The organism is Stenotrophomonas sp. 2201_Sma (assembly GCF_056486685.1).
Map to the genome: position 1 here is coordinate 3,665,867 of NZ_CM151329.1, position 23,948 is coordinate 3,689,814.

The 23,948-nt window shown below is 66.5% G+C and carries 19 protein-coding genes and 1 riboswitch; of the genes, 5 read left to right on the forward strand and 14 right to left on the reverse strand.

Annotated elements, in window-relative coordinates; translation table 11 throughout:
- Positions 1 to 87 precede the first annotated feature (87 nt).
- Entirely contained in the window at positions 88 to 591 is a 504-nt protein-coding gene (locus tag ACZLIF_RS16940) for a hypothetical protein (protein ID WP_065175090.1), read from the reverse strand.
- Between the two features lie 282 nt (positions 592 to 873).
- On the opposite strand from ACZLIF_RS16940, the gene ACZLIF_RS16945 reads away from it, so the two are divergent.
- Positions 874 to 2,901 (forward strand): sodium-translocating pyrophosphatase, encoded by a 2,028-nt coding sequence (locus tag ACZLIF_RS16945; protein WP_128990704.1) that lies wholly within the window; start codon positions 874 to 876, stop codon positions 2,899 to 2,901.
- A 49-nt stretch (positions 2,902 to 2,950) separates the two neighbouring features.
- Here the strand turns inward: ACZLIF_RS16945 and ACZLIF_RS16950 are convergent, their stop codons facing one another.
- The gene (locus ACZLIF_RS16950; protein WP_343132746.1) at positions 2,951 to 3,382 is read right to left on the reverse strand and encodes a YbaN family protein; all 432 of its coding nucleotides are present in this window, start codon (positions 3,380 to 3,382) and stop codon (positions 2,951 to 2,953) included.
- 31 nt (positions 3,383 to 3,413) lie between these two features.
- Complete coding sequence (locus tag ACZLIF_RS16955) at positions 3,414 to 4,001, reverse strand: biliverdin-producing heme oxygenase (protein ID WP_053519197.1); 588 nt, start codon at positions 3,999 to 4,001, stop codon at positions 3,414 to 3,416.
- A 107-nt stretch (positions 4,002 to 4,108) separates the two neighbouring features.
- On the opposite strand from ACZLIF_RS16955, the gene ACZLIF_RS16960 reads away from it, so the two are divergent.
- On the forward strand, positions 4,109 to 4,366 hold the full coding sequence (locus ACZLIF_RS16960; RefSeq protein ID WP_053519195.1) for a DUF2789 domain-containing protein: 258 nt from the start codon (positions 4,109 to 4,111) through the stop codon (positions 4,364 to 4,366).
- Between the two features lie 67 nt (positions 4,367 to 4,433).
- Here ACZLIF_RS16960 and ACZLIF_RS16965 read toward each other — a convergent pair whose 3' ends face one another.
- The 5 genes from ACZLIF_RS16965 to ACZLIF_RS16985 all read right to left on the reverse strand — a co-directional run bounded on the left by ACZLIF_RS16965 (position 4,434) and on the right by ACZLIF_RS16985 (position 10,129).
- Entirely contained in the window at positions 4,434 to 7,349 is a 2,916-nt protein-coding gene (locus ACZLIF_RS16965; protein ID WP_478462126.1) for a TonB-dependent receptor, read from the reverse strand.
- A gap of 169 nt (positions 7,350 to 7,518) precedes the next feature.
- Positions 7,519 to 8,457 (reverse strand): FecR family protein, encoded by a 939-nt coding sequence (locus ACZLIF_RS16970; protein WP_478462127.1) that lies wholly within the window; start codon positions 8,455 to 8,457, stop codon positions 7,519 to 7,521.
- 105 nt (positions 8,458 to 8,562) lie between these two features.
- Positions 8,563 to 9,069, reverse strand: a complete 507-nt coding sequence (locus tag ACZLIF_RS16975) for an RNA polymerase sigma factor (RefSeq protein ID WP_053519189.1) — start codon at positions 9,067 to 9,069, stop codon at positions 8,563 to 8,565.
- Between the two features lie 79 nt (positions 9,070 to 9,148).
- On the reverse strand, positions 9,149 to 9,550 hold the full coding sequence (locus ACZLIF_RS16980) for a hypothetical protein (RefSeq protein ID WP_478462129.1): 402 nt from the start codon (positions 9,548 to 9,550) through the stop codon (positions 9,149 to 9,151).
- Positions 9,551 to 9,628: 78 nt separating this feature from the next.
- Complete coding sequence (locus ACZLIF_RS16985) at positions 9,629 to 10,129, reverse strand: hypothetical protein (protein ID WP_478462130.1); 501 nt, start codon at positions 10,127 to 10,129, stop codon at positions 9,629 to 9,631.
- Between the two features lie 187 nt (positions 10,130 to 10,316).
- Here ACZLIF_RS16985 and ppa point away from each other — a divergent pair, with 187 nt between their 5' ends.
- Positions 10,317 to 10,856 carry an inorganic diphosphatase gene (gene ppa, locus ACZLIF_RS16990; RefSeq protein ID WP_053519183.1) on the forward strand — a complete coding sequence of 180 codons (540 nt, stop codon included), beginning with the start codon at positions 10,317 to 10,319 and terminating at the stop codon, positions 10,854 to 10,856.
- A gap of 151 nt (positions 10,857 to 11,007) precedes the next feature.
- Positions 11,008 to 12,129: an HDOD domain-containing protein gene (locus ACZLIF_RS16995; RefSeq protein WP_053519181.1), complete on the forward strand. Its 1,122-nt coding sequence runs from the start codon at positions 11,008 to 11,010 to the stop codon at positions 12,127 to 12,129.
- A gap of 68 nt (positions 12,130 to 12,197) precedes the next feature.
- Here ACZLIF_RS16995 and ACZLIF_RS17000 read toward each other — a convergent pair whose 3' ends face one another.
- The 6 genes from ACZLIF_RS17000 to thiC form a co-directional block, all read right to left on the reverse strand.
- Positions 12,198 to 12,407 carry a hypothetical protein gene (locus ACZLIF_RS17000; protein WP_053519179.1) on the reverse strand — a complete coding sequence of 70 codons (210 nt, stop codon included), beginning with the start codon at positions 12,405 to 12,407 and terminating at the stop codon, positions 12,198 to 12,200.
- Positions 12,408 to 12,573: 166 nt separating this feature from the next.
- Positions 12,574 to 15,453, reverse strand: a complete 2,880-nt coding sequence (locus tag ACZLIF_RS17005) for a TonB-dependent receptor plug domain-containing protein (RefSeq protein ID WP_053519177.1) — start codon at positions 15,451 to 15,453, stop codon at positions 12,574 to 12,576.
- A 49-nt stretch (positions 15,454 to 15,502) separates the two neighbouring features.
- Positions 15,503 to 16,402 (reverse strand): helix-turn-helix transcriptional regulator, encoded by a 900-nt coding sequence (locus tag ACZLIF_RS17010; protein ID WP_053519175.1) that lies wholly within the window; start codon positions 16,400 to 16,402, stop codon positions 15,503 to 15,505.
- A gap of 114 nt (positions 16,403 to 16,516) precedes the next feature.
- The gene (locus ACZLIF_RS17015) at positions 16,517 to 18,829 is read right to left on the reverse strand and encodes a winged helix-turn-helix domain-containing protein (protein ID WP_128990695.1); all 2,313 of its coding nucleotides are present in this window, start codon (positions 18,827 to 18,829) and stop codon (positions 16,517 to 16,519) included.
- A 260-nt stretch (positions 18,830 to 19,089) separates the two neighbouring features.
- Complete coding sequence (locus ACZLIF_RS17020; RefSeq protein ID WP_053519170.1) at positions 19,090 to 19,761, reverse strand: ion channel; 672 nt, start codon at positions 19,759 to 19,761, stop codon at positions 19,090 to 19,092.
- Positions 19,762 to 19,858: 97 nt separating this feature from the next.
- Positions 19,859 to 21,703 carry a phosphomethylpyrimidine synthase ThiC gene (gene thiC / locus ACZLIF_RS17025; RefSeq protein WP_128990693.1) on the reverse strand — a complete coding sequence of 615 codons (1,845 nt, stop codon included), beginning with the start codon at positions 21,701 to 21,703 and terminating at the stop codon, positions 19,859 to 19,861.
- 82 nt (positions 21,704 to 21,785) lie between these two features.
- A riboswitch (TPP riboswitch) is annotated at positions 21,786 to 21,886 on the reverse strand.
- Between the two features lie 244 nt (positions 21,887 to 22,130).
- Between thiC and ACZLIF_RS17030 the strand changes: the two genes are divergently transcribed.
- A complete protein-coding gene (locus ACZLIF_RS17030; protein WP_128990691.1) occupies positions 22,131 to 23,708 on the forward strand; it encodes a BCCT family transporter in 1,578 nt (525 codons plus the stop codon).
- The last annotated feature ends 240 nt before the right edge of the window (positions 23,709 to 23,948 follow it).

Sequence of the window (23,948 nt, forward strand, 5' to 3'; positions counted from 1 at the left end):
CGGGTTCTCCGCCGGGCATGGCCCGACGCTACCGGTGCGCGCCGAAGTACATCCACGCCCTGCGTGGCTTCGCCCTGCCGGACGGCGTCAGTTGCAGGCCTTGCCTTCCACCTGCAGCTGCGCGGCGAACATCGTCACCTGCGGAATCTTGCCGGCGGCGGCCTGCTTCTTTGCTTCTTCCAGATAGATGCGCGACTGCCCCTGGCCGTCCAGCGCCTGGCGGTTGTCGACCGGCAGACGCCACACCCGCACCACCGCCTGCTGTGCCGGGCACGTCGCGCTGGGCACGCGGATCACGTCATTGAGCTTCCAGCCCTTGTCGACAGCGGGCTGCGCCTTGGCGAAGTCGACAAAACGAGCGCGCGGCTGGCACTGCTCGCTGGTACGGACCACGGCGAATCGATACGGCTCGGCAGCCTGGCCGGTGAAGGCGCCCTCCAGCCGCGCACAGGCTTCGGGAATCTGCCGCAGCGTGTGTACCGCTCCCACCGCCTGCGGCGCACCCACCGCGCGTTGCAGTTCCGGGGTCTCGGCGGCAGATGCAGGCATTGCCGGCACAAGGGCGGCAAGCATCAACAGGGACAGACGCATGGGAGGGTCTCCTTCAGGACTGAGCGCAGGCTTGCAGAGGAAGGCTTAACAGGGTGCAAAGGCGCGTCGGTGGAGGGGCAAGCGCTGCGCCTTCCACGCACGGCGCTACCATCCGGGCGCATGTGCACGCATACTGCGGCCACCAGGGAATGCTGAACACCGCCATACGTCGGACGACCGCCACGGTCGGCACGGGTTGGTTCCAGGCTGCAGCCCGTCGTCCCCCTCGTGGTGAAGTTCATCGCCACTGGATGCTCATCATCCATTCTGCGGAGGGGTCTAATGCTGGAACGTCACGGGCTGTCATTGGCGCTGGGCTGCGCCATTCTCGCGATCCTGTTCGGAATCGTCTCGGCGCGCTGGATCCTGCGCCAACCCACCGGCAATGAGCGCATGGTCGCGATCGCCACCGCGATCCAGGAGGGCGCACGCGCCTATCTGAACCGCCAGTACCTGACCATCGGCATCGCCGGCGTGGTGTTGTTCGTGCTCGTAGGCGTGTTCCTGAGCTGGTACACCGCTGTCGGCTTCGCGGTGGGTGCGGTGCTGTCCGGCGTTGCCGGCTACATCGGCATGAACGTGTCGGTGCGCGCCAACGTGCGGACCGCTGAAGCCGCACGCAACGGCATCAGCGCCGCGATGGACGTAGCGTTCCGTGGCGGTGCGATCACCGGCATGCTGGTGGTCGGCCTGGGCCTGCTGGGCGTGGCCGGCTATTACGCCCTGCTGCTGCGGCTCGGGCTGCAGATGGACCAGGCGCTGCATGCGCTGGTCGGCCTGGCCTTCGGCTCTTCCCTGATCTCGATCTTCGCGCGCCTGGGCGGCGGCATCTTCACCAAAGGCGCCGACGTCGGCGCCGACCTGGTCGGCAAGGTCGAAGCCGGCATTCCCGAAGACGATCCGCGCAACCCGGCGGTGATCGCCGACAACGTCGGCGACAACGTCGGTGACTGCGCCGGCATGGCCGCCGACCTGTTCGAAACCTACGCGGTCACGGTGATCGCAACCATGCTGCTGGGCAGCCTGATGCTCGCCGAAGCCGGCGCCAACGCCGTGCTGTATCCGCTGGTGCTGGGAGGCGTGTCGATCATCGCATCGATCATCGGCGCGCTGTTCGTCAAGGTGAAGCCCGGTGGCTCGATCATGGGGGCCCTGTACAAGGGCGTGATCGTGTCGGGTGTTCTGGCGGCGATCGCCTTCTACCCGATCACCACGGGGCTGATGTCCGACAACGTGCACGGTCCATTGGCGCTGTATGGCTGCGCCCTCATCGGCCTGGTCCTGACCGGCCTGATCGTCTGGATCACCGAGTACTACACCGGTACCCAGTACAAGCCGGTGCAGCACGTCGCCCAGGCGTCGACCACCGGACATGGCACCAACATCATCGCCGGCCTCGGCATCTCGATGAAGTCCACCGCGCTGCCGGTGGTGGCGGTCTGTGCCGCGATCTGGGGCGCCTACGCGCTGGGCGGCCTGTACGGCATCGCCATCGCCGCTACTGCCATGCTGTCGATGGCCGGCATGATCGTGGCCCTCGACGCCTACGGACCGATCACCGACAACGCGGGCGGCATCGCGGAGATGGCCGAACTGCCCTCGGAGATCCGGGACATCACCGATCCGCTTGACGCGGTGGGCAACACCACCAAGGCAGTGACCAAGGGCTATGCGATCGGCTCGGCGGCGCTGGCGGCGCTGGTGCTGTTCGCCGACTACACGCACAATCTGCAGGCGGCGAACCCCGGGCAGGAGTTCCGCTTCGACCTCAGTGACCACACGGTGATCATCGGCCTGCTGATCGGCGGCCTGATTCCGTACCTGTTCGGCGCGATGGCCATGGAGGCGGTGGGTCGTGCCGCCGGCGCGGTGGTGGAGGAAGTGCGCCGGCAGTTCCGCGACATCCCCGGCATCATGCAGGGCACCGGCAAGCCGCAGTACGACAAGGCCGTGGACATGCTGACCCGTTCTGCGATCCGCGAGATGATCCTGCCCTCGCTGCTGCCGGTGGTGGTGCCGGTGGTGGTCGGCCTGCTGCTGGGCCCACGCGCGCTGGGGGGCCTGCTGATCGGTACGATCGTCACCGGCCTGTTCGTGGCGATTTCGATGACGACCGGCGGCGGTGCCTGGGACAACGCCAAGAAGTACATCGAGGATGGCCACTTCGGCGGCAAGGGCAGCGAAGCGCACAAGGCCGCGGTGACCGGCGACACGGTCGGCGACCCGTACAAGGACACGGCCGGGCCGGCGATCAATCCGCTGATCAAGATCATCAACATCGTGGCGCTGCTGCTGGTGCCGCTGCTGTAGCGGATCGGTGGAGCCGGGCGTGGGCCCGGCTCCATCCCCTCACGCGGACTCAGCGATTCCAGCGACGCCCACAGCGGCGCGGATCGCCGACATCGCCACGTTCGACACTCTGGGGCGGCTCCAACCGTGGCGCCGGCCGGCTGAGCACATAGCCGGCGCTGACCGCGAAGAACAGGCCCACGCCCAGCAGCAGCCGCCAGGAAGGGTGTGCGCCCCAGCAGAGCAAGGCGAACCCCACCGCCATGCCAGCGCTGGCCAATGCCTTGCCCCGGCGCGACACGGCGCCCTGTTCCCGCCACAGTCGCAGCGGCGGGCCGTAGCGCGGATGTGCCAGCAGCCGTTGCTCGAACCGTGGCGAACTGCGCGCGAAGCAGCCCAGCGCCAGGATCAGGAAAATGGTGGTGGGCATCACCGGCAGCAACGCGCCGATCACCCCCAGCCCGACCATCATCCAGCCCAGCGCGAACCACAGCCAGCGCATCAGCGCATCGCCCGCAGGCAGAGTCCGGGCATCAGCCGAACTCGATTTCAACGTGGCCATGCACGCTGCGGAACGCGGCATCGGCGGCATCGATCACCTGCTGTTCCTGCGCGGCGCTCAGGGGCACCGCATCCAACGCGGCGGTGAATTCCCGCCAGTGGCGGGCCGCGCCATCCGGGTGCGCAGCCAGGTGGCGGGCACCGAACCCTTGGTCCAGGCCAAGCCGCGCGGCCATCTTGTACAGCACCGTGCCCCCCAGGTTGGAGCCTTCGGCCACGTACAGCCACCCCAGCGCCACCGGCAACGGCAGGTCACCTGCCAACGGCGCCATGTCCGCGCCAGGGAGATCCTGCCCCAGGTCGTGCAGATCAGCTGCCACCTGCTGCAGACGCCGACGCCCGGCCAGCCCCGGCAGCAATGCCTCCAGCGCCGGGCTGGCGTACAGCCGGTCGATGCTGCGATGGAAGCGGTACTGCACGCGCAGGAAGCGGGCGAAGCTGCCGAGATCGGCAAAGATGTCACCGGCCATGATGCGCTTGTCCAGTGCGCCGTGGCTGTCGCGTGTGGCGGCCTTGAGGCGCAGGCTGCGGCTGTCTTCAGGAGCGATATGTGCGTTCATGGAGGGTACCTGGGAGAGAGGTCCTGCTGTAGACGTGCGGCGCAGGGCTTTCCCCAAGCCCGCTTGCGTCGATAATGCCCCTCCCTCTTTCCCGCCGGGAACCGATGATGATCACCACCGAACCGCGCATGACCAACCTGTTCCTGCAGCTGGGCCTGGATGCCAGCGCCGAGGGCATCGCCCGCTTCATCCGCGACCACCAGCTGGCTACCGGCGTGGCGGTGGCCGACGCGCCCTACTGGAACGATGGCCAGCGGCAGTTCCTGGCCGAATCGCTGCAGGCCGATGCGGCCTGGAGCACGGTGGTCGATGAACTGAACGAGTCGCTGCACGAAGATGCGGTGAAGGCAGCGACCGGGCTGTAAGCCCGCGGTCGCGGCAAGGCGGTGCGGACCAAGGTCCGCACCCACCGAAGGCGCTCTGCGCAGGTAATCAGTACCTCCAGGTGAACGCAAGGCGCGCGGTACGGCCCGGGGCGGGCATCACGCCCAGGGCGAGCGGATCGAGATAGTAACGATCCGTCACGTTGTCCACGTTCGCCTCCACCGACAGCTGGTCGCTGAAGCGCCAGCTGGCGAACAGATCCACCAGGGTGGTGGGCCGGTACAGCTGCTGGATCGCCGACAGGCCGACATTCCAGTCCTTGTCCAGTCTGCTGATCGGGCCGGCGTTGTGGATCACCCGGGTGCCGAAGGTCAGGCGCTCGTCGAACAGGCGCGATCCAGCCGTCAGGTTCACCATGTAGCGAGGCGGGTTCTGCGTATTGGTGTAGGAACCCTCGAAGCCACCGTCCACGCAGTTGGGCGTACTGGCCAGTTCATCGTTGTTGCGCTGTGCACCGTACGCCCGGCGCTCGGCGGCGATGTCCGGGGCGCAGGTCTTGGCCTTGAAGTAGTAATGCGCGGACAGGTCGGCAAATACCTTGCCGCTGTCATAGCTGGACTGGAACTCCATGCCTGATACCTTGAACTGGTCGACGTTGCGGATCAGGCCAGCCGACAGCGTGCGGTAGTCACGCGTGATCAGGTCATCAATGCGCGTATCGAAGTACGCCAGCTTCAGCGCCAGGCGATCGCCGGCGGTGAACAGGTCATGGTGGACGGTGCTGGCACCGATTTCCCAACTGCGCGCGCGCTCCGGCTTCAGCTCTCCGACGGGTTTGGCGGCGGTGAACAGGCCCAGTGTCGTCTCGAACAGGCTCGGAAGCTTGGTGCCCTCGGCGTACTTCACGTAGACCATCGTGTCCTCGCTGAAGCGATAGGCCACGCTGGCGGTGGGTGAGAAGGCACTGTCGCGGCGACGGATCGGCTGCGACCAGGTCCAGCTGACCGGCACCTCCAGGTCTTCCGGTGCGTCAGCGTCGTAGAAGTTCCAGCCACCGATGTCAGCCACTGTGCCTTTCTTGTACGGCGAGGCCAACAGCGAGGCCTGGGTGAACGCACCCTCGGCGTCCGGATACCAGTTCAGCAGCGCGATGCGCTTGGCGCGCCAGGAGGGCAGTGCCGGGTTGCCATCCAGCAGCTCGGTGTAGCGGTACTGTCCCTGCACTTCATAGGCATCGGGTGTGGCCAGACGATTGCGGTCATGCACGTCCACCCGGTTCCAGCGGCCACCGGCCATCAACTCCCAGTGTTCGTCGGGCTGCCACTTCAGCGACGCCACCGCACTGTATTCCTTGCGTTCAGCGTTGCGCAGGAAACGGTTGTTGACCAGATCATCCTGCTTGATCGGTGCGGAGCTGCCCGGTGCGATGTCCTCGTCGCTGTAGGACAGGCCGTAGTCGAGGGTGAACACGCCTGCACGGGTGTCGAAGATCGAGGTGTTGCTGGCATCCAGGCCGAAGCGCTTCTGTCGCAGCGGATTGCGGTAGGCATCCTTGTAGCCCGGATCGCCGCTGAAACTCGGCGCGTCGTACCACTCGGTACGGCGGTCGAAGTACCACGGCGTGATGCCGGTCAGGCTGTTGTACATCACGCTGTCAGCATCGGTGTACCAGGCGTTGACGCGCAGATCGATCCGTTCGCTGTCTGGATCGAAGCGATAGCGCAGGCTGTAGCTGTCCATGTCGACGTGGCCGGGATCCCACTGTGGGATGCGATCCCGCTCAACGCGGATGATCTGCGAGGCCATGATCTCGCCGGCGCGGCCTTCATAGCGGCGATAGCCGGCTTCGAGGGTCTGCGCATCGTCGATGCGCCAGGTGCCTTTGAGCAGGGCCGACGTCGAGCGCGAGGAGGTGTTGAACACTTCGGTACGCGGCGGATTCAACGGTGCCAGCGTGCGCCGCGTCTGCGGAAAGTCATCGTATCCGTGTCTGCCGGAAAAATAGTTGCCGTTGTCGCGGTGGGCGTACGCCGCGACCAGGTCGAAGCGGTCCCACTGCCCAGCGGCGGCAACGTTGAAGAACTGGCTTCCGGTAGCACTGCGGTCCGTGCGGGGTACGGCGCTGTATGCCGGCACGTTGTTGGCACTGGCGTTGGCCAGACCACCGCGTACGCGGACACCGACGTCGCGGCCCTCGCGCAGGATGTCGCCGACGGTCAGCGTCTCCATCTCCACCACACCGCCGATGCCGCCGGACGCGTTGGCCTGCAGGCTGGGGCCCTTGGTGATGGTCAGGCGTGAGATCAGGTCCGGATCAAGATAGCTGCGCTGTGACTGGCCGGCGTAGCCTCGGTAGGTGTCCATGCTGGACTGCCCGCCATCGATGATGACGGGCACGCGGCTCTGGCCCTGGATGCCGCGGATGTTCACGTCGAAACCGTTGCCCACGCGCGGATCACCGGCGGTGACCCCGGCCACGCCCTTGACGATGTCGCCGTTGGATGTGCCACGGAAGCGCTCCAGCGTTGTGCGATCCAGCGTGGTGGTCGAGCCGACGCTGCGATAGGTGTCGAGCAGGCGCGCCTCGTCGCTGCCGATGCCTTCAGCGACGCGATCGCCGGCCACACGCAGCGGGCCGGTGATGGTCGGCGATTGCGCCTGCAGGGCGCCGGCCGCTGCCAGTGTCACTGCACCGTCGCCGACACGGCGCACGCCCATGCCACTGCCCTGCAACAGCCGCGCCAGCGCCTCGTCTGCGGTGAGCGGGCCGCTGACCGCCTGCGACGTGACGCCGCTGGCCAACGCAGCCGGATAGACCACCTGTACGCCGGACTGCCGCATGTAGCTGCGCAACGCGCTGTCGAGCGGCTGCGCGGGAATGTCGAAGCGCTGCGCGGCTGCCTGCGGGTTGGCAGTATCCTGGGCCAGCGCGGGCGGTACTGCGCCGGCAATACCGGCGGCGAGCAGTGCGACACACAGGCGGGACGGGCGCGGAGTGCGGCCCGGACGTGGGGAATCGAACATGGAGAAACCTGTCAGGAAAGCGGAGCCGCAGGCGCGGCGTCATCCACGGCACGCGTGGACACGGCGACGTACGTGGCGGCTGCGGGTACGTTCGTGGAGTAAGACGAACGGCAGCGCCACAGCCCCAAGGGGGATCACTGCAGACCACGTCTCCACGCGTGACGCGGCGTCATCTGTGAACGATGACCACACCCATCGGCAGGCGGGTGATCCTCAGCCCCGTCGTCTCCGCGAGTGCATCCAGGGCCTGTTCGGGGCGGTCGATACGCAGCGCGGCGCTCACGGCCGGCAAGGTCGAAAGGTCGCCCTGCACGAAGGTCAGACCAGCACGATAGCGGCCGAGCAGATGCACTGCATCGGCGACACTGGCCTGCTCAAGCAGCAGTTCGCCCTGGCGCCACGCACCCACGCTGTCGGCAGCGACATCGCTAAGGCGGACGACGCCGGACGCGGAACCGTACTGCGCACGCTGCCCCGCCTGCAGATAGGTCCAGCCACTGTCGGCCGGGGCGGCCACGCGCACCCTGCCCTGCCCGACCTGGGTTTCAACCGCTTCCTCGACCCGCGACACGGAGAATGCCGTGGAGATGTCTTGAACCACGCCGGTGCCTGCGGCCACGCTGAAGCGCCGCTGCGGATCGGCGACCACCTCGAACCAGGCGCGGCCACGCAGCAGATCGACGCGCCGAGTGCCCGCATCGAAGTGCACGGCGATCGCGCTGTCCGCGTCGAGCACCGCACGGCTGCCGTCGGGCAACTGCACATGCTGGACGCTCTGGCGGCTGCGGTGGTCCGCCTGCAGGCGCAGGGACGCCTCGGGCCAGACCATCAGCATCGCCAGGGCGGCAGCGGCAGCCGTCATCCAGCGCAGCCGCTGACGCCGGCGCCGCACCGCAGACGCGACAGCCGGCCGGGGGCCGAGGCTGCGCCACAGCGTGCGCTGCTGCTCGAAGGCGTGGCGATGGCCCGGTTGCGCCAGCCACTCTTCGAATTCGCACATGCCAGCATCGGTGATGTCGCCCGATGCCAGCCATGCGATCCAGCGCATGGCCTGTTCGGCCACGACGTCTTCGCAGGCGGCGGGAGAAGAAGTGTTCGGCGGGCTCATTGGCTGGCGGACAGGAATATTCACGCGCGGGGAGAGGGAACTGGACCGCAGGTACAGTCCAGCCATCAAGACGTTTGAGCCAGCCCCATCCCCAAGCGCGTCCGCTCAGCGGCCGCTGCGGGCCCAGGCCAGGCGCTGCAACGCGGCGCGGATGTGGTTCTCCACGGTGGTGACCGACACGCCAAGGCGACGCGCGATCTCGGCCTGGGTCAGGCCCTGCAGCCGATTGAGCCGGAAGATGGCGCGGGTCGGCTCCGGCAGGTGGCTGGCCGCATCGAGGACACGCTGCAACTCATCCTGCGCCATCACCTGCTCTTCGGTGGACGTGGACGTAGCCTCGTCCGGTCCCCACAGGTAGTGATCGGCCAACAGGCGGTTGCGGCGCGTCGACTCGCGCCCGTGATCGGTCGCCAGGTTGGCTGCCAGGCGGTACAGATAGGCCCTGGGATTGTCGATCAACGGGGCGTTGCCCACCCCGCGGGCCTTGAACCAGACAGCCTGGATCACGTCCTCCGCACCCGGGTCGCCCCCCAGGATGCGCTGCACCCGGCGCAGCAGCGCCGGCCGCTCTCGGATCAGCAGTTCGGTGAGGGTGGCGGCATTGGATGGCATGCGCGGAGCCGGTACGACGGGAGGGCGCCGCGCATGCTACACCGTCAATGCGAATCAGTCACGTTCTCATTTGAGAGGATCACAGGCAACCGATCAGCCCCTCGTGAATCGAAATGCGGCTGCCTGGCGGCGTGACATGGATCGCACGGACGGGCGCGGCCTGCTCCAGCGCACGGAGGAAGTCCTCAAGCCGTGTTCCCGTCGCCACGGGCAGTGGACAGGCGAAACTGCGCAGGTCGACATCGATCCGTCCATCATCAGCCACCGCGGTGGCGCTGCCGGCGAAGGTCCAGATGCAGCTCTGGATGGCGCCGCTCGCCGCATGCACCGAGCAGCGCAACCGCATCGGCAGCAGATTGCTGTATTCGCCTTCGCAGAAGGTGTCACCGCAGACGTGGTCAAAGCTCTGCCGCAGCGACCGTTCGACCGCCAGGAAGCGTTGCCACCCAGCCGCCTGGTTGGGGAACAGGCGTGCATGCATCCACATAGGCCGGCGCAGCGTGTGCCGCGCCGGCCAGGCCCATCAGGCCTGCAAGAACAACCCTCCTCAGCGCGCGCATCAGGCGGCCCTCCCGGCATTGCCCGGCCGCCCCAGGCAGGTCGGCAGTGTGTCGAAGAGCGTCACATCGGTTCCGGGGAAGGGCTCGAACGCGCCCTCCTCCTGCTCCAGCGTCGCGTGGAACACCTCCACCGGAATCCCCTCCCCAAGGGTGACGGGGCAGATCCAGCGCGCATTGTCCACCTGCACTTCGCCGCGGACCGGTTCGACCTGCAGCTCGCTGGCCACGATGCCCCAGGCGCAGTGGCGTACGGTGCCGGCGTCGACCTGCACGGCACAGCGGAACGTCAGTACCCGGTAGTTGCTGTACTCACCTTCGCAGAAGGTGTCGGCGCAGATGCCGTCGAACTCGCGCACCAGCGACGCCTGCAACCGGTGGAAGCGGTGCCAATTGGCCTGGGGCGAGGGGTAGTCGACAAGGTCGACATGGCTGGCATGTGCCAGCGCCGGCAGGGTTGCGAACAACAGGAACGTGCCGCAGCAGCGGGTTGTCCAGGACATGGCGGATATCTCCCAGGGAACGAGCCAGCAGCCTGCGCCGGCCGGCCTTCCGGGCCCATCGGGCAAGGCGGGCGCCGCAGGTCGTCCGCCTGCGCAGCGGCCTGTAGGGGTCGCCCCACCTGCACAGCGGCCTGCAAAGGCATAAAATGGAGGGCTATCCGCCTACATCCCCACCTGGAGCACGACCATGGGTCTGGAACTCGTCTCGCCCGGCAAGAACCCGCCGGAAGAAATCAACGTCATCATCGAGATCCCGAAGGACTCGGAGCCGGTGAAGTACGAAGTGGACAAGGAAACCGGCGCGATCTTCGTCGACCGCATCCTGTCGACCCCGATGCGCTACCCGTGCAACTACGGCTACGTGCCCAGCACCCTGTGCGGCGACGGTGATCCGGCCGACGTGCTGGTGGTGCTGCCGCTGCCGCTGGTGCCGGGCTCGGTGGTGCGCTGCCGCCCGGTCGGCGTGCTGAAGATGAGCGATGAGGCCGGCAGCGACGAGAAGATCCTGGCCGTGCCGGTCGCCAAGATCTTCAGCGGCTATGCCCACGTGGAGGACATCGAGCAGGTCTCCAGCCACTGGCTGGAGCGCATCGGCCACTTCTTCGAGCACTACAAGGACCTCGAAAAGGGCAAGTGGGTCAAGCTCGACGGCTGGGGCGGTGCGGCGGAAGCCAAGCAGATCCTGGTCGAAGCGCACGCGCGCTACCTGGAAGGCAGCAAGGCCTGATCCTGAACCGCGTCGCTCCGGTGTGTCCTGCCGGAGCGATGCGGGTCACGTTTCAACACCACGGCACAGCACTCCGGGTGCTGTATTAGGTAAATTGCGTCACTTCACACGTCGTCGACATCCAGCGTCGAGACAGCCAGGGGATTGTGTCGTGCGTATTCTGCTTGTTGGAGATGCAGCCAGCCTGCCGGCCGAGCTGACCGAATTCATTGCCGATCTTGGGGAAGACTGGCAGCCGTTGACCGCCGCCGACGGCCACACCGCGATGACGGCAGTGGCGACGCAGGGCGTGGACGCGGTGATCGTCTGCCCGCAGCTGCCGGACCTCAATGCCACCACCTTGCTGGGGCAGATCCGGACACTGCGCCCGGAAACCATCCGTATCGCCCTGGTCGATGCCCAGCACGGCAACCGGCCACCACCGGCGCGCCTGATCGGCGTTGCCCACCGCTTCCTGCCGCTGCCACTGGCGCCGGAAGTGCTGCTGGAGGCCTTGACCAGCCTGGAAGAGCTGCGCGAGGTGCTGGACAGCCCGCGCCTGCGTGATGCCATCGGCCGCATCGAGAAGCTGCCTTCGCCGCCGCACCTGTACCTGAGCCTGACCCAGGCCCTGGAACACGATGACGATACCGACAGCGCCGATGTGGCCAAACTGGTCGCCGCCGATCCTGCCATCGCCGCGAAAGTCCTGCAGCTGTCCAACTCGGCCTTCTTCAGCCAGGGCCGCACCATCGCCGATCTGCGCACGGCGGTCACCCGACTGGGCCTGTCCACCCTGCGCGACCTGGTCCTGGCAAGCGAGGTGTTCTCGGCACCGACGCTGTCTGCGGCCGAACGCAACTCGCTGCAGCAGCGCGCCCTGCTCGCCTCGCGCCTGGCCGCCCGCCTGCTGCCCGATTCCAGTGCGGAACTGGGTGCCACCGCGGCGCTGCTGGCTGACATCGGCCTGCTGCTGCCGGGCGTCCGCAACGAGCGCAGCGAGCCTGCGCTGGCCGGCGACCTCCGTCCCGGGCACGCCGAAGCCGGCGCCTACCTGCTGGGGCTGTGGGGCCTGCCGATGCCGATCATCGAAGCGGTGGCGTTCCACCTGCAGCCGCAACGTGCCACGACCCGCAGCTTCTGGGTGACCGGGGCGGTGCACGTGGCACTGGCGCTGGTCAACGGCGATCCCGTTGACGAGGACTACCTGCAGCGCGCGGGCGTGCTCAATCGACTGCCGCAGTGGCGTGAGCATGCCAATGCACTGATGGGGCTGACACCCACTGACGCCTGAGCAGCACGCAGGCGACTGCCGTCACCTCGCATGAGGGCGCGTCCAACGGACGCGCCCTTTTTTCTCTCTCAGCGCTGCGGACAGGCGTCCAGCACGCACAGACGCCATTGACGCTCGCACAGGGCCGGGGCGTTGCCCTTGGCCAGGCACTCCAGCCGGAGTTGCTCGCAGTACACACCGCCGCCGCAGACGATGATGTTCTGTGCGGACAGCGAGCCCACCAGCGTTGCATAGATCAGGACGGCGGCCGATACCTGGCGGAAAAGCGTGCGCTTCATATCCATCTCCCAGTGTCCGGTATTGGACGCACCTACTGTGCTGAATGCGACAAGAGCAGACAGTGACCGCACTCACTTTCCCGACCTGATCAGAATTCCCTTACAGAAACGAAAAGGGCGGACCTTGCGGTCCGCCCTCCTCGTTCTGCTATCGCACTTCGATGGATCAGAAGCGCTGGGTGTACTTCATGTACAGGAAGCGACCCACGTCGAAGCCGCCGTAGTAGGCGAAGCTCGAGTTCGGCTGGGTGAACATGATCGGACCCTTGTGGTCGAACACGTTGTTGGCGCCCAGCGCGATGGTGGCATCCCACGGTGCCTTCCAGCTGACCTGCAGGTCGTGGAAGGTGTTGGAGCCGGTCTTGCGCAGCGGCGACTTCTCACCGTTCTGGTAGCGGTCGGCGTCGTCGCACGGACGGTTGGCCACGCAGGCTTCGTTCATGCCCGAGTAGTAACGCGCGGTGTACGCCACGCCGAAGTCACCCTTCGACCAGGTCAGGCCCAGGTTCGAACGCACGCGGAACAGGCCCGGCTCACCGACACGGCCGATGGTGATGTTGTCACCGTCAGCGTTCTGGCCCTGCTCGTCGTACTTGGCCAGGTAGCTCGTCTGCCAGTCGATCGCGAACTGGCCGATGGCCAGCTCCGGCAGGCGGTACTTGATGCCCAGGTCGTAGCCCTGGGTTTCCATCTGGCCGAGGTTGGCCAGGCCGTAGGTCATGCCGTTGATGTGGCCATCGCCTGCACGGGTGTGCGCGGCGCAACGCGAAGCATCGCCCAGCACGTAGCAGTCACGCAGGATGCGGTCGACGCTGTCAGCGATGATCATGTCGCTGATTTCGTACTTGTACCAGTCCAGCGAGATGTCCAGGCCCTGCACCCAGCGCGGGCTCCAGACCAGGCCAACGGTGGTGCTCTTGGAGGTTTCCGGGGTCAGGTTCGGGTTGGCACCCGAGATGAACTGGTCCGGCGTCGCACACGGGGTCGAGGTGCACGGAATCAGGCCCTGGCCCAGCTGGGTGTAACCGACCGGGACGCCCGCCGCCGAGCAGGCCGCGTTGCCGTTGACCGAACCCGGCGCGGTGATGCCGCACGGATCGGTGTACGACTCGAAGCTGCTGCTCAGGCCACCGTACAGGTTGTCGATGGTCGGAGCACGGAAGCCCTCAGCCCAGGTACCACGAACCAGCAGCTCGTCCAGCGGACGCCAGGTGAAGCCGAACTTCGAGTTCAGGGTGTCGCCGAAGTTGCTGTAATCCGAGTAACGGGTCGCAGCATTCAGGGTCAGTTCCTTGGCAAACGGCATGTCCGCCAGGACCGGCACGTTCAGTTCCAGGTAGACCTCGTCCAGCGAGTACTCACCCTGGGTGGTCTGCGCGCCCAGGCCGGTGGACTGGCCCGACTGTGCGAAGGCGTCCGGCGAGAAGCGGCCTTCTTCCTTGCGGTGCTCGACGCCCACGGCGAAGCCCAGGTCACCGGCCGGCAGGGTCACGATCGAACCCGACAGGTTGGCGGTGAAGCTGGTGGTCTTGGTCAGACCGGTATCGGTGAAGTACGGGAACAGGAAGTCCTGGGTGGCCTGGTCGGCCAGCGAACCGGCACCGGCAACGCCGAACGGCAGCAGCGGGTTCCACGGACGGCAGCCGCTGGTGGCGAGCGGATCGGACATGCTGGTGCCGCAGCGGGCGACGCCATCAGCACCGATGAACGAAGCGCCCAGCGCCTGTTCCGATGCGATCAGGCTCATGTCGCCGTGACCACGCTTGGTGGTTTCGTTGCGGTTCCACAGCGCGCCGACGTCCCAGTCGAAGGTCTTGCCGGCGAAGTCGAAGAAGCCGCTGATGCTCGGGGCGAAGCGCAGGGTCTTGACCTGGCTTTCGGTGGTGCGCGGCACTTCCCACAGACGGCGGCGGAAGGTCAGGTCTTCACCGGTCGGGTTGAACGCGCTGTCGGCCGACAGCGGGGTGTCGAAGGATGCCGACTGGTACGGATAGCCTGCGATCTGCTGGGTGGTGTTGCGCTCGTTGTAGAGCACGTCAGCGTTGAACGAGATCGCGTCGGTGAAGTCGTAGTTGCCGTTGACGTACAGCGACTTACGCTCGATACCGGTCTGCACCATCATCTGCTGGTTGGCATTGACGGCGTCAGCGGAGGTTTCCAGACGGTAGTCGGCGCGGTTGGCCGGGTTGCCGCCATCACGCAGGGTGTACCAGCGCTGGTCGCTCGGGCCGACATAGCCCGGCTCGCCCTGCTTCAGGTTCGGGGTGACGCACGGGTCGCAGAAGCCACCCTTCTGGTTGATCGGGCTTGCACCCGAACCCGGGTAGTTCGGGCCGGCGTTGCCGTCACGGCTGAACCAACGGTCCTTCGCCCACACCGGATCCTGCTTGGAGTACTCGGCGGACATGGTGACACCGCCGCGCTCGCCCATGCTGCCGAGGGTGAACGAATAGGTTTCGGTGTCGCCGTCGCCCTTGCCGTACTGACCGACATAGACGCTGGCTTCAGCGCCGTCGAAGCGCTTGCGGGTGATCACGTTGACCACGGCCGCGATGGCGTCCGAACCGTAGATGGCCGAGGCGCCGTCCTTCAGGATCTCGATGCGCTCGATGGCGGCCATCGGGATCTGGCTCAGATCCTGGTAGCCGGCGGTGGTCGCGCCCAGGCGCTTGCCGTTCATCAGCACCAGGGTGCGCTGCGCGCCCAGGTTGCGGATGTCGACGTAGTAGCCACCGACGTTTTCGCCCGAAGCCAGCGACTCCGAACGGGAGATGGCCGGGGAGCCGGCCGAGGTCAGGTTCTGCAGGACGTCGGCAACCGAGGTGTAGCCCTGCTTTTCCAGGTTCTCACGGCTCAGGGTGACGATCGGCTGCTGGGTTTCAACGGCAGCGCCGCGGATGCGCGAGCCGGTGACCGAAATGCGGTCCAGGTCGGTGGTGCCCTTTGCTTCCGGTGCTTCCTGTGCGGAAGCGAAGGCGGGCGCCAGCGCCAGCGCAATGCCGGCCGGCAGCAGGCCGAACCGCACTGCGGGGTTACGAACGTTCATCAATCTCTCCAAGGTACGTGTTAGCAGCGTGTTAAAACACCCCAGCACGTTACGATTGCGTTGCAGCGCTGTATTTGCGCGAACCAACCAGAGACTTTGCGGATTGTGGCGGGAGCAAGCCGCCGTTTTCCCTGAAGCGCGAAGCGGACTGCCCGTAGCGGGCGCGGAACGCCCGGGCGAAGCTGCAGCAGTTGTCGAAACCACTGGCCGCGGCGACCTCTCCCACCATCATGTCGGTGTCGCGCAGCAGGTCGGCGGCGCGCTCCAGGCGCAGCCGTGCCGAAAGCGACTGCGGGCTTTCTTCATACAGGCTCTGGAACGTCTTGGAGAGATACCAGCTGGAGAAGTTGGTCAGCTCGGCCAGTTCGCCGATGCGTACGACGCGGTGGCTGTTGCCTTCCAGATAGAGGCGGGCGCGCTGCATGCGACCGAACACCTGGCGCTTGCGGCTGCGCGAACGGCCAGGGCAGCGCTGCACGTTGTCGGCCAATCCACGCTGCAGGCCGGCCAGATGCAGCAGCAGCGGGCGCAGGTGCTGCGCCGGGTGGCCACTGGCCAAGGCATCACGCCACAGGCGCAGCGCGACACGAGCGTCACTGCGGCCCATCCGGCCGCGGCCCGCGTACAGGCCGCAGTCGGCCATCTCCGCCAGCACACGCAGCGCTTCCACGTTCAGGTTCAGGCCGATGCACAGCCCGTTGCGCCCTGCCTGCACCAGCGGGCGCGATTCCTTCTCGAACGCGATCCATTCGCCGTGGCGCAGGCGGAAGCGCCCCTCCTTGGCCTCCACCCAGGAGCTGCCGCGCACCTGCATCCACACGGTGAAGCTGCTGCCCGCGGTCTGCAGGCTGCCGAGCCGGGCCACGCCCAGACAGGTCGGCACGACGTCATCGAGTGCCTTGTCCAGGGAGACGGATTGGCCACGATCGGCCAGTGAGAGTTGACGCATGGTGCACCACGGATTTGCCAAGTACAGGCCTCCGTTTTGCCCAATCAGGCGGCACCGCGTCAGGAAAGACCGACGAGATCGCCACGAATTCGCGGCGAGATCCCGACGAAAAATTTACGAAGGCCCATTTCCCTTGAACATCAACAGCTTGGAGAAGGCCGGGAACAGTGTGGGCGCCTTTTCGGGCAGCCGCATCACGCCGATGTCGGCGCCATCACTGACTGCCAGAGCGACAAACAGGGCCGTCCCGTCTGCGCTGGCACTGAGTCCGTTGCTCGCGCTCAAGCGCTGCGCGTCCAGGCAGCGCCCGGCATCCTCCTGCCCGGCGGCGATGCGGACGAGGATGGTGCTGCAGCGGGTGGAACTGCCGAGATAGCCGATGCTGTCGTGGCCGGCAACCGTCCACGAGCGGTAGCGCCAGCGGCTGGGCTTGTCCTCGCTGATCTGCCGCACGCTGTCCGGGGACAGCACCACGTCCGCCGACCACAACCCCTCCGCCGCCAGGCGGGTGAACAGCACCCGGCGGCCTGCGCGGTCGAAGCGGACCTGCGAGACGCCGTCGATGCTCGCCAGCCGCCGCCAGGGTTGGGTGCTGCGATCGAACAGACTGAGCCGCGTACGCTGGTCGGCATCACGTTCGACCACCAGCAGCTGCTCGGGCGTGGCGCCATACAGCGCCTGCAGCGGCTGTTCGGCGGGCACGGGCAACGGTTGCAGACGCTCGTCGCGGGGTGCGATCTCGTAGACCACCGCGCGACCGTGTGCATCGCGCCCAACCACCAGAAGTTGCCGGCTGTCGGCCGACCAATCGGGGGCCTGCCGTGCTTCCGGGCGCAGGCCCTCGATCGGCCGCAGCGAATCGGGGCGTTGCATGTCCGCCCACCAGAGAGCGAAGCTGCCCGAGCGGTCAGAGGTGAATACCAGCTGGCGACCGTCCGGTGCTGCCATCGGTTGACCGTCGCGGCCGCTGGACGCAAACAGGCGCTCCGGTTCACCGCCCTGCATCGGCACCTTGAACACGCCGAACTGTGCACGGCGATGGACGAAGGCCAGCATGCCGCCATGCCGCGATACCGCCGGCCACTGCGCGTCGTCCAGTCCGGCATCACGCAGCGTGCGCCGCTCGATGTCGAGGTAATAGAGCCGCACCTCGCTGTCGACCCGGCGGCCGAACACGATGGTGCGGCCGTCGCCAAGCCAGGCCCATCCGCGCAGCTCGGCCGACTCGCTGGTCAGCTGCTCCGGCGTGCCACCCGCGGCAGGAACCCGCCACAGGTCGCCCATCTGCGGGTTGCGCACGAACACCAGCCATTTGCCGTCCGGCGAATAGCGCGGCGCGTAATCGAAATCGTCCTGATCGACGGCGTACTGCAGCGGCTGCCACTGTCCGCTGGCCAGATCGAGTACTCGGATACCGCGGTGGGCATAGCGGCCCACCATGCTGCCGAATACCAGGCCGCGCCCGTCGGGTGTCCAGTCGAAGCTGAGCAGCTCGGTGCCATCGCAGCGCGTGGCCTGGCGCAACGCGCCGCCGGTCGCACTGGCGATCAGCACCTGACAACCCCCATCGGCGGAGAAGCGGGCAAAGGCGATGTCGCGTCCATCCGGCGACCAGTTCGGGAAGCGATCAACCGCACCCTCAGGAGGAACAAGCAGCTGCCGCGCCGGCGCGTTGCCGGACGTCTGTACCTTGATCGCACCGCCACCCAGGCCATCCTCGCTGGCACCTTCGTAGGCCACCTGCGAACCATCCGGCGACAGCGTGGGATAGGTTTCGAAGCCTGCGGTGGCGGTGATCAGCCGATAGGGCCGCTGCGGGCTGCCGATCACCCGCGTGCCGTTCTCCACCGCCGCCTCCACCGGAGAGCTGGCCGGCGCACGGCGCAGCAGCAGGACCGTCATCACCAGCAGTGCGGCCAGCATCAACAGGCCCAGCACCAGCAACAATCGACGTCGCAGGTAGCGCCAGCGACGGCGTCGCATGTCCTCCGGGGCTGGCGTGTGCACTTCCACGACCGCGTTGGAATCGCCAGCCGCGCCTTCGGCCTCGACCGCCAGTTCCGCTTCGGGCTCGGGCATGGCCTGCACCGGCACGCGCAGGCGGTAGCCGGTCTTGGCGATCGTCTCGATATACGCCTGGCCGTTGTCATCGTCGTTGGCGAAGGCTTTGCGCAGCTGGGTGACCGCCTGCGTCAGCACATCGTTGGTGGGCAGCGTATCGGGCCACACCTCGGCGAACAGTTCTTCGCGGGTGACCACGCGCCCGGGTTGCCGCAGCAGCACACGCAGCACGCCCAGCGCCTTCGGCGTCAGCCGGCGCGGGCGACGCGCGCCGGCAACTTCGACCTCTCGCGAGGACAAAGTGACGACACATTCGCCAATCCGGATCCGATCAGAATCGGTGGGCTGGATTTCGCTGCGGTTCATTTTTTGCTAAACAGTAGAGACAGTTTCCGGGCAGTGTTCGCCTTCGATACCGTCCCCAACGGGGAACAGCGAAAAGCCAGACTCCGCACAAAGCATCGGCGCATACCGCAAAAACAATGGAGCGCGCGAATACTAGCCTATGCCGGTTACCTCGCCTATCGCGTGGTCGACATCAGGCTCTCTCTCGCCGACGCATTCACATAACTTCGCACCATCATTCGCGCCCTTTCGGGCGCGAAATTTTTATCTGCCATTCATTTTCAGAAACGCCGCAGCATGGTCAATCCGACCAGCCGCGAAACCACCAAAGCCACGTACATCACGCCTGAGAACTGCTCCAGCATGACCAGTGCGCGTGCCTGCGGATGCAGCGGCACGACATCGCTCAGGCCGACCCCGGACAGCAAGCTGAAGCTCAGATAAAGCAGCTCCATCCAGCTTCGCTGAGGTCCCTCGCTGCTGCCCTGGAAGCTGCCCGGATACCACTGCTGGCACACCCCAAATGCGAAGGCGAATGCCCACGCGAGCAAGGTGAAGGTGGCGCCGGCCGCGAACAGCTCGTCGCGGGTGACTTTGTGGTCCTGCAGCATGTAGGCGATCAGGGCGCCGGCCGTATAGAAGTAGAGCAGGCTCTCCAGCAGCTGCGCGGTGGTCACCAGCGCGGCGCGGTCCAGCAGCGCGCCGGCGATGGAGAACACCACCGCCGGAATCGCCAGCAGCAGTGCCAGCCATGTACCCAACGGGCTGCGCTGGACCACCCACAACGCCAGGCCCAGCACCGCCATTCCAAACATGCCCAATGCGGCGCGGCCGGCGGCCGTGTCGTCCAGCGCGGGATACAGCATCACCGCCAGCAGCTGCGCGCCCAGCAGCCACGCGGACGGATGGCGGCGGGCGATGGCCAGCCAGCGGGTGGTCACGGCAACAGGCATGGCGTCCCTTCCCCGGAAAGATGGGCGGAGGATAACGGGATGCGCGTGAGGCGCGCGATGCAGCGCCGCCGGAGCACGCCCGGCGACGCCAGTCCGATCAGCCCTGCTGGTAGACCTCCGCGCCCGCAGCGCGGAACTGCTCGGACTTCTCCTTCATTCCGGCCTCGGCGTACTCGCGCACGTCCTGGGTGATCTTCATCGAGCAGAAGTGCGGCCCGCACATCGAGCAGAAGTGCGCCAGCTTGTGCGCGTCCTTGGGCAGCGTCTCGTCATGGAATTCCTTTGCCTTCTCCGGGTCCAGCCCGAGGTGGAACTGGTCTTCCCAACGGAACTCGAAGCGCGCCTTGCTCAATGCGTTGTCGCGGACCTGCGCGCCCGGATGCCCCTTGGCCAGGTCGGCCGCATGTGCGGCGATGCGATAGGCCATGATGCCGTCGCGCACATCCTGGCGGTTGGGCAGGCCAAGGTGTTCCTTCGGCGTCACGTAGCAGAGCATCGCGGTGCCGAACCAACCGATCATCGCTGCGCCGATGGCACTGGTGATGTGGTCATAGCCGGGCGCGATGTCCGTGGTCAGCGGCCCCAGCGTATAGAACGGAGCCTCACCACATTCGCGCAGCTGCTTGTCCATGTTTTCCTTGATCAGCTGCATCGGCACGTGCCCGGGACCTTCGATCATCGTCTGCACGTCATGCTTCCATGCGATCTTCGTCAGCTCGCCCAGCGTTTCCAGCTCGCCGAACTGCGCCGCGTCGTTGGCGTCTGCGATGCAGCCCGGGCGCAGCCCATCGCCCAGCGAGAAGGTCACGTCGTAGGCCTTCATGATTTCGCAGATGTCTTCGAAGTGCGTGTAGAGGAAATTCTCCTTGTGGTGGGCCAGGCACCACTTGGCCATGATCGAGCCGCCGCGACTGACGATGCCGGTCACCCGCTTGGCGGTCAGCGGCACGTAGCGCAGCAGCACGCCGGCATGGATGGTGAAGTAGTCCACGCCCTGTTCGGCCTGTTCGATCAACGTGTCGCGGAAGATCTCCCAGGTCAGTGCCTCGGCACGGCCATCGACCTTCTCCAGGGCCTGATAGATCGGCACCGTGCCGATCGCCACCGGCGAGTTGCGGATGATCCACTCGCGGGTCTCGTGGATGTGCTTGCCGGTGGACAGGTCCATCACCGTATCGCCCCCCCAGCGGATCGCCCACACCAGCTTCTCCACTTCCTCGGCAATGCCGGATGACACCGCGCTGTTGCCGATGTTGGCGTTGATCTTGGTCAGGAAGTTGCGGCCGATGATCATCGGCTCGCTTTCCGGGTGGTTGATGTTGTTGGGCAGCACCGCCCGGCCACGGGCGATTTCGTCGCGGACGAACTCCGGGGTGATGATCTTCTGGATGGATGCGCCGAAGGCTTCGCCCGGATGCTGCTGCAGCAGGCCTGCATCGCGGATCGCGTCCAGCCGCTGGTTCTCGCGGATGGCGACGAATTCCATCTCCGGCGTGATGATGCCGCGGCGCGCATAGTGCATCTGGGTGACATTGCCACCCGCACGGGCGCGGCGCGGCAGGCTGCGGGCCGGGAAGCGCACCGCATCGAGCTTCGGGTCGTGCTCGCGATCGCGGCCGAAGGAAGAGCTCAGGCCATCAAGCTGTTCGGTGTCACCCCGCGCTTCGACCCAGGCACGGCGCAGGGCCGGCAAGCCCGCGGACAGGTCGATGCGCACGTCAGGATCGGTGTAGGGGCCGGAGGTGTCATACACCGTGACCGGCGCGTTCTCTTCGCCGCCGAACAGGGTCGGCGTGCGGCTCAGTGCGATCTCGCGCATCGGCACGCGCAGGTCCGGGCGCGAGCCGGTGACATGGATCTTGCGCGAGCCGGGAATCGGCCGGGTCACGGATTCGGAGAGTTGCTGGGCCTGTTGCTGCAGGGCGGAGAGCTGTGCGTTCATCGGGCATCGTCCAGGAGGGTCAGGGACGAAGCGGCGGCGCACTGCCCCCGCACGCGGACGGCCCTTGGGCCGCGTCCGGGTTCGGTTGCATTGCAAAGCTTCCCTACGCCGGTATGAGCCGGATCAGGTTCCAAGGGACTGTCTCAACCGTGGCCGATGGCCGCGGTACCCCCGCTTCTTGCCGGCATTAGACCATAGAAGTCCTGCAACAGGGCGAGCCTACAGGGCGGCTGCGCGTCACGCGACATTGATGAATTAACGCAACCATGACGTCGCGTTCAGTAACGTGCACGCGCATCGTGTCGCTGCGACCGATGACGCATCGCCGCCATCGCGGCCCCTGCCCGGCTAGCGCTCGAGTGCCGCCGGCCCCTCGCTGCAAGCATTTGCTCGCTCCCTCAATCCCTTTGATCGGAGAAGCTCCTTCATGGTGTTTCGTGTTTCCATCGCACTGGTCCTGTTGCTGGTGCTGCTTGCCGGCGTAGCACCCGGTCCCTTCAACGCCGTGGTGCAGAGCATCCTCGGCGAACTCATCCGCGGCATCGGCTGGCTGTACCTGCTGGTGGTGTTCCTGGCGCTGGTGTTCCTGATGTACCTGGCGTTCGGCCGCTTCGGCAACCTGCGCATCGGTGGCGAAGACGCCGAACCCGAATTCTCGCGGGCCAGCTGGATGTCGATGCTGTTCGCCGCCGGCATGGGCATCGGCCTGGTGTTCTGGGGGGCGGCCGAACCGATCTCCCATTTCAGCAAGCCGCCGGAAGGACTGGCACCGGAAAGCATGGACGCCGCACGTGCAGCGATGCGCTATGCGTTCTTCCACTGGGGCCTGCATCCGTGGGCGATCTACGCGCTGATCGGTCTGGCAATGGCGTGGTTCCAGTTCAACCGCAACGGCCGCGGGCTGGTCAGCGACATGCTGCAGCCGATCATCGGTCATCATCATCGGGGCTGGATCGGACGGATTGTCAACATTGCCGCGGTGGTGGCCACGGCAATCGGTGTGGCCACCACGTTGGGCTTCGGCACCATCCAGATCGCAGCCGGCATGCAGCGCGTGTTCGGCGTGCATGCCGGTGTGCCGCTGCAGCTGACCATCATCGCCGTCGCCTTCGTGCTGTACATGGCCTCCACCCTCAGCGGCGTGGAGCGCGGCGTGAAATGGCTGTCGAACTTCAACCTGGCGCTGGCCGCCCTGCTGCTGGCACTGGTCCTGGTGCTCGGGCCGACCGGCGCGATCTTCAATACCTTCACCACGACGCTGGGGTCCTACCTGAACCAGCTGGTGACGATGAGCCTGCGCATGTCACCGTTCTCCTCCAGTACGTGGGTCGCCGACTGGACGATCTTCTACTGGGCCTGGTGGATTTCCTGGGCACCGTTCGTGGGTTCGTTCATCGCGCGCATCTCGCGTGGCCGCAGCGTGCGCGAGTTCGTGGTGGGCGTGGTACTGGCGCCGACGCTGCTGGGCTTCTTCTGGTTCTCGGTGTTCGGTGGCACCGCGATCTGGTCGCAGATCTTCGGCCATGCAGACCTGGTGCAGGCGCTGGGCAACGGCTATGAAACCGTATTGTTCACCCTGTTCGACAGCATGCCGCTGCCATTGCTGCTGTCGTGCATCGCGCTGGTTCTACTGATGATCTTCTTCGTGACCTCGGCTGACTCGGCGGTGCTGGTGCTGGCCAGCATGTCCACCGACGAGGCAGGCGACCCGCCCGCCAAGCGCAAGCTGGCCTGGGGTGTGGGCATCGCGCTGATCGCAGGTGCGTTGCTGCTGGCCGGCGGCCTCGATGCGCTGCAGGGCATGATCACGATCTCGGCACTGCCATTCGCGCTGCTGATGGTGCTGGTGATGGTCTCGCTGTACCGGGTACTGGACCAGGAGTACACGCGGGAGTGGCGGCAGGCACAGCGCCAGCGGCACATGATCGATGCGTGGATCGCGCGCGAAATGGCGGCACAGGAAGAAACCCAGGCCGAAGCAGCGCGCGCGCAGGATTCGGATTGAGGGTGTTCGGCAGCCTGCGGCTGCACCGCTTTTTCGCAAGCAAGGGCAACGGCAAGAGCGCGTCTGACTTTCCGCTTGCTTGCCGGAGAGGAGCAGATAGCGGGACACGCCGCAAGTACGTCCCTGTAGGCTCGGCCACGGCATCCATGCCGTGGACGGTCCCGCCATCTGCTCCTCCCCGCCTCCGACAGTTTCCTGGTGACGGTTGGTCCATCCACGGCATGCGTGGATGAGGTGTAT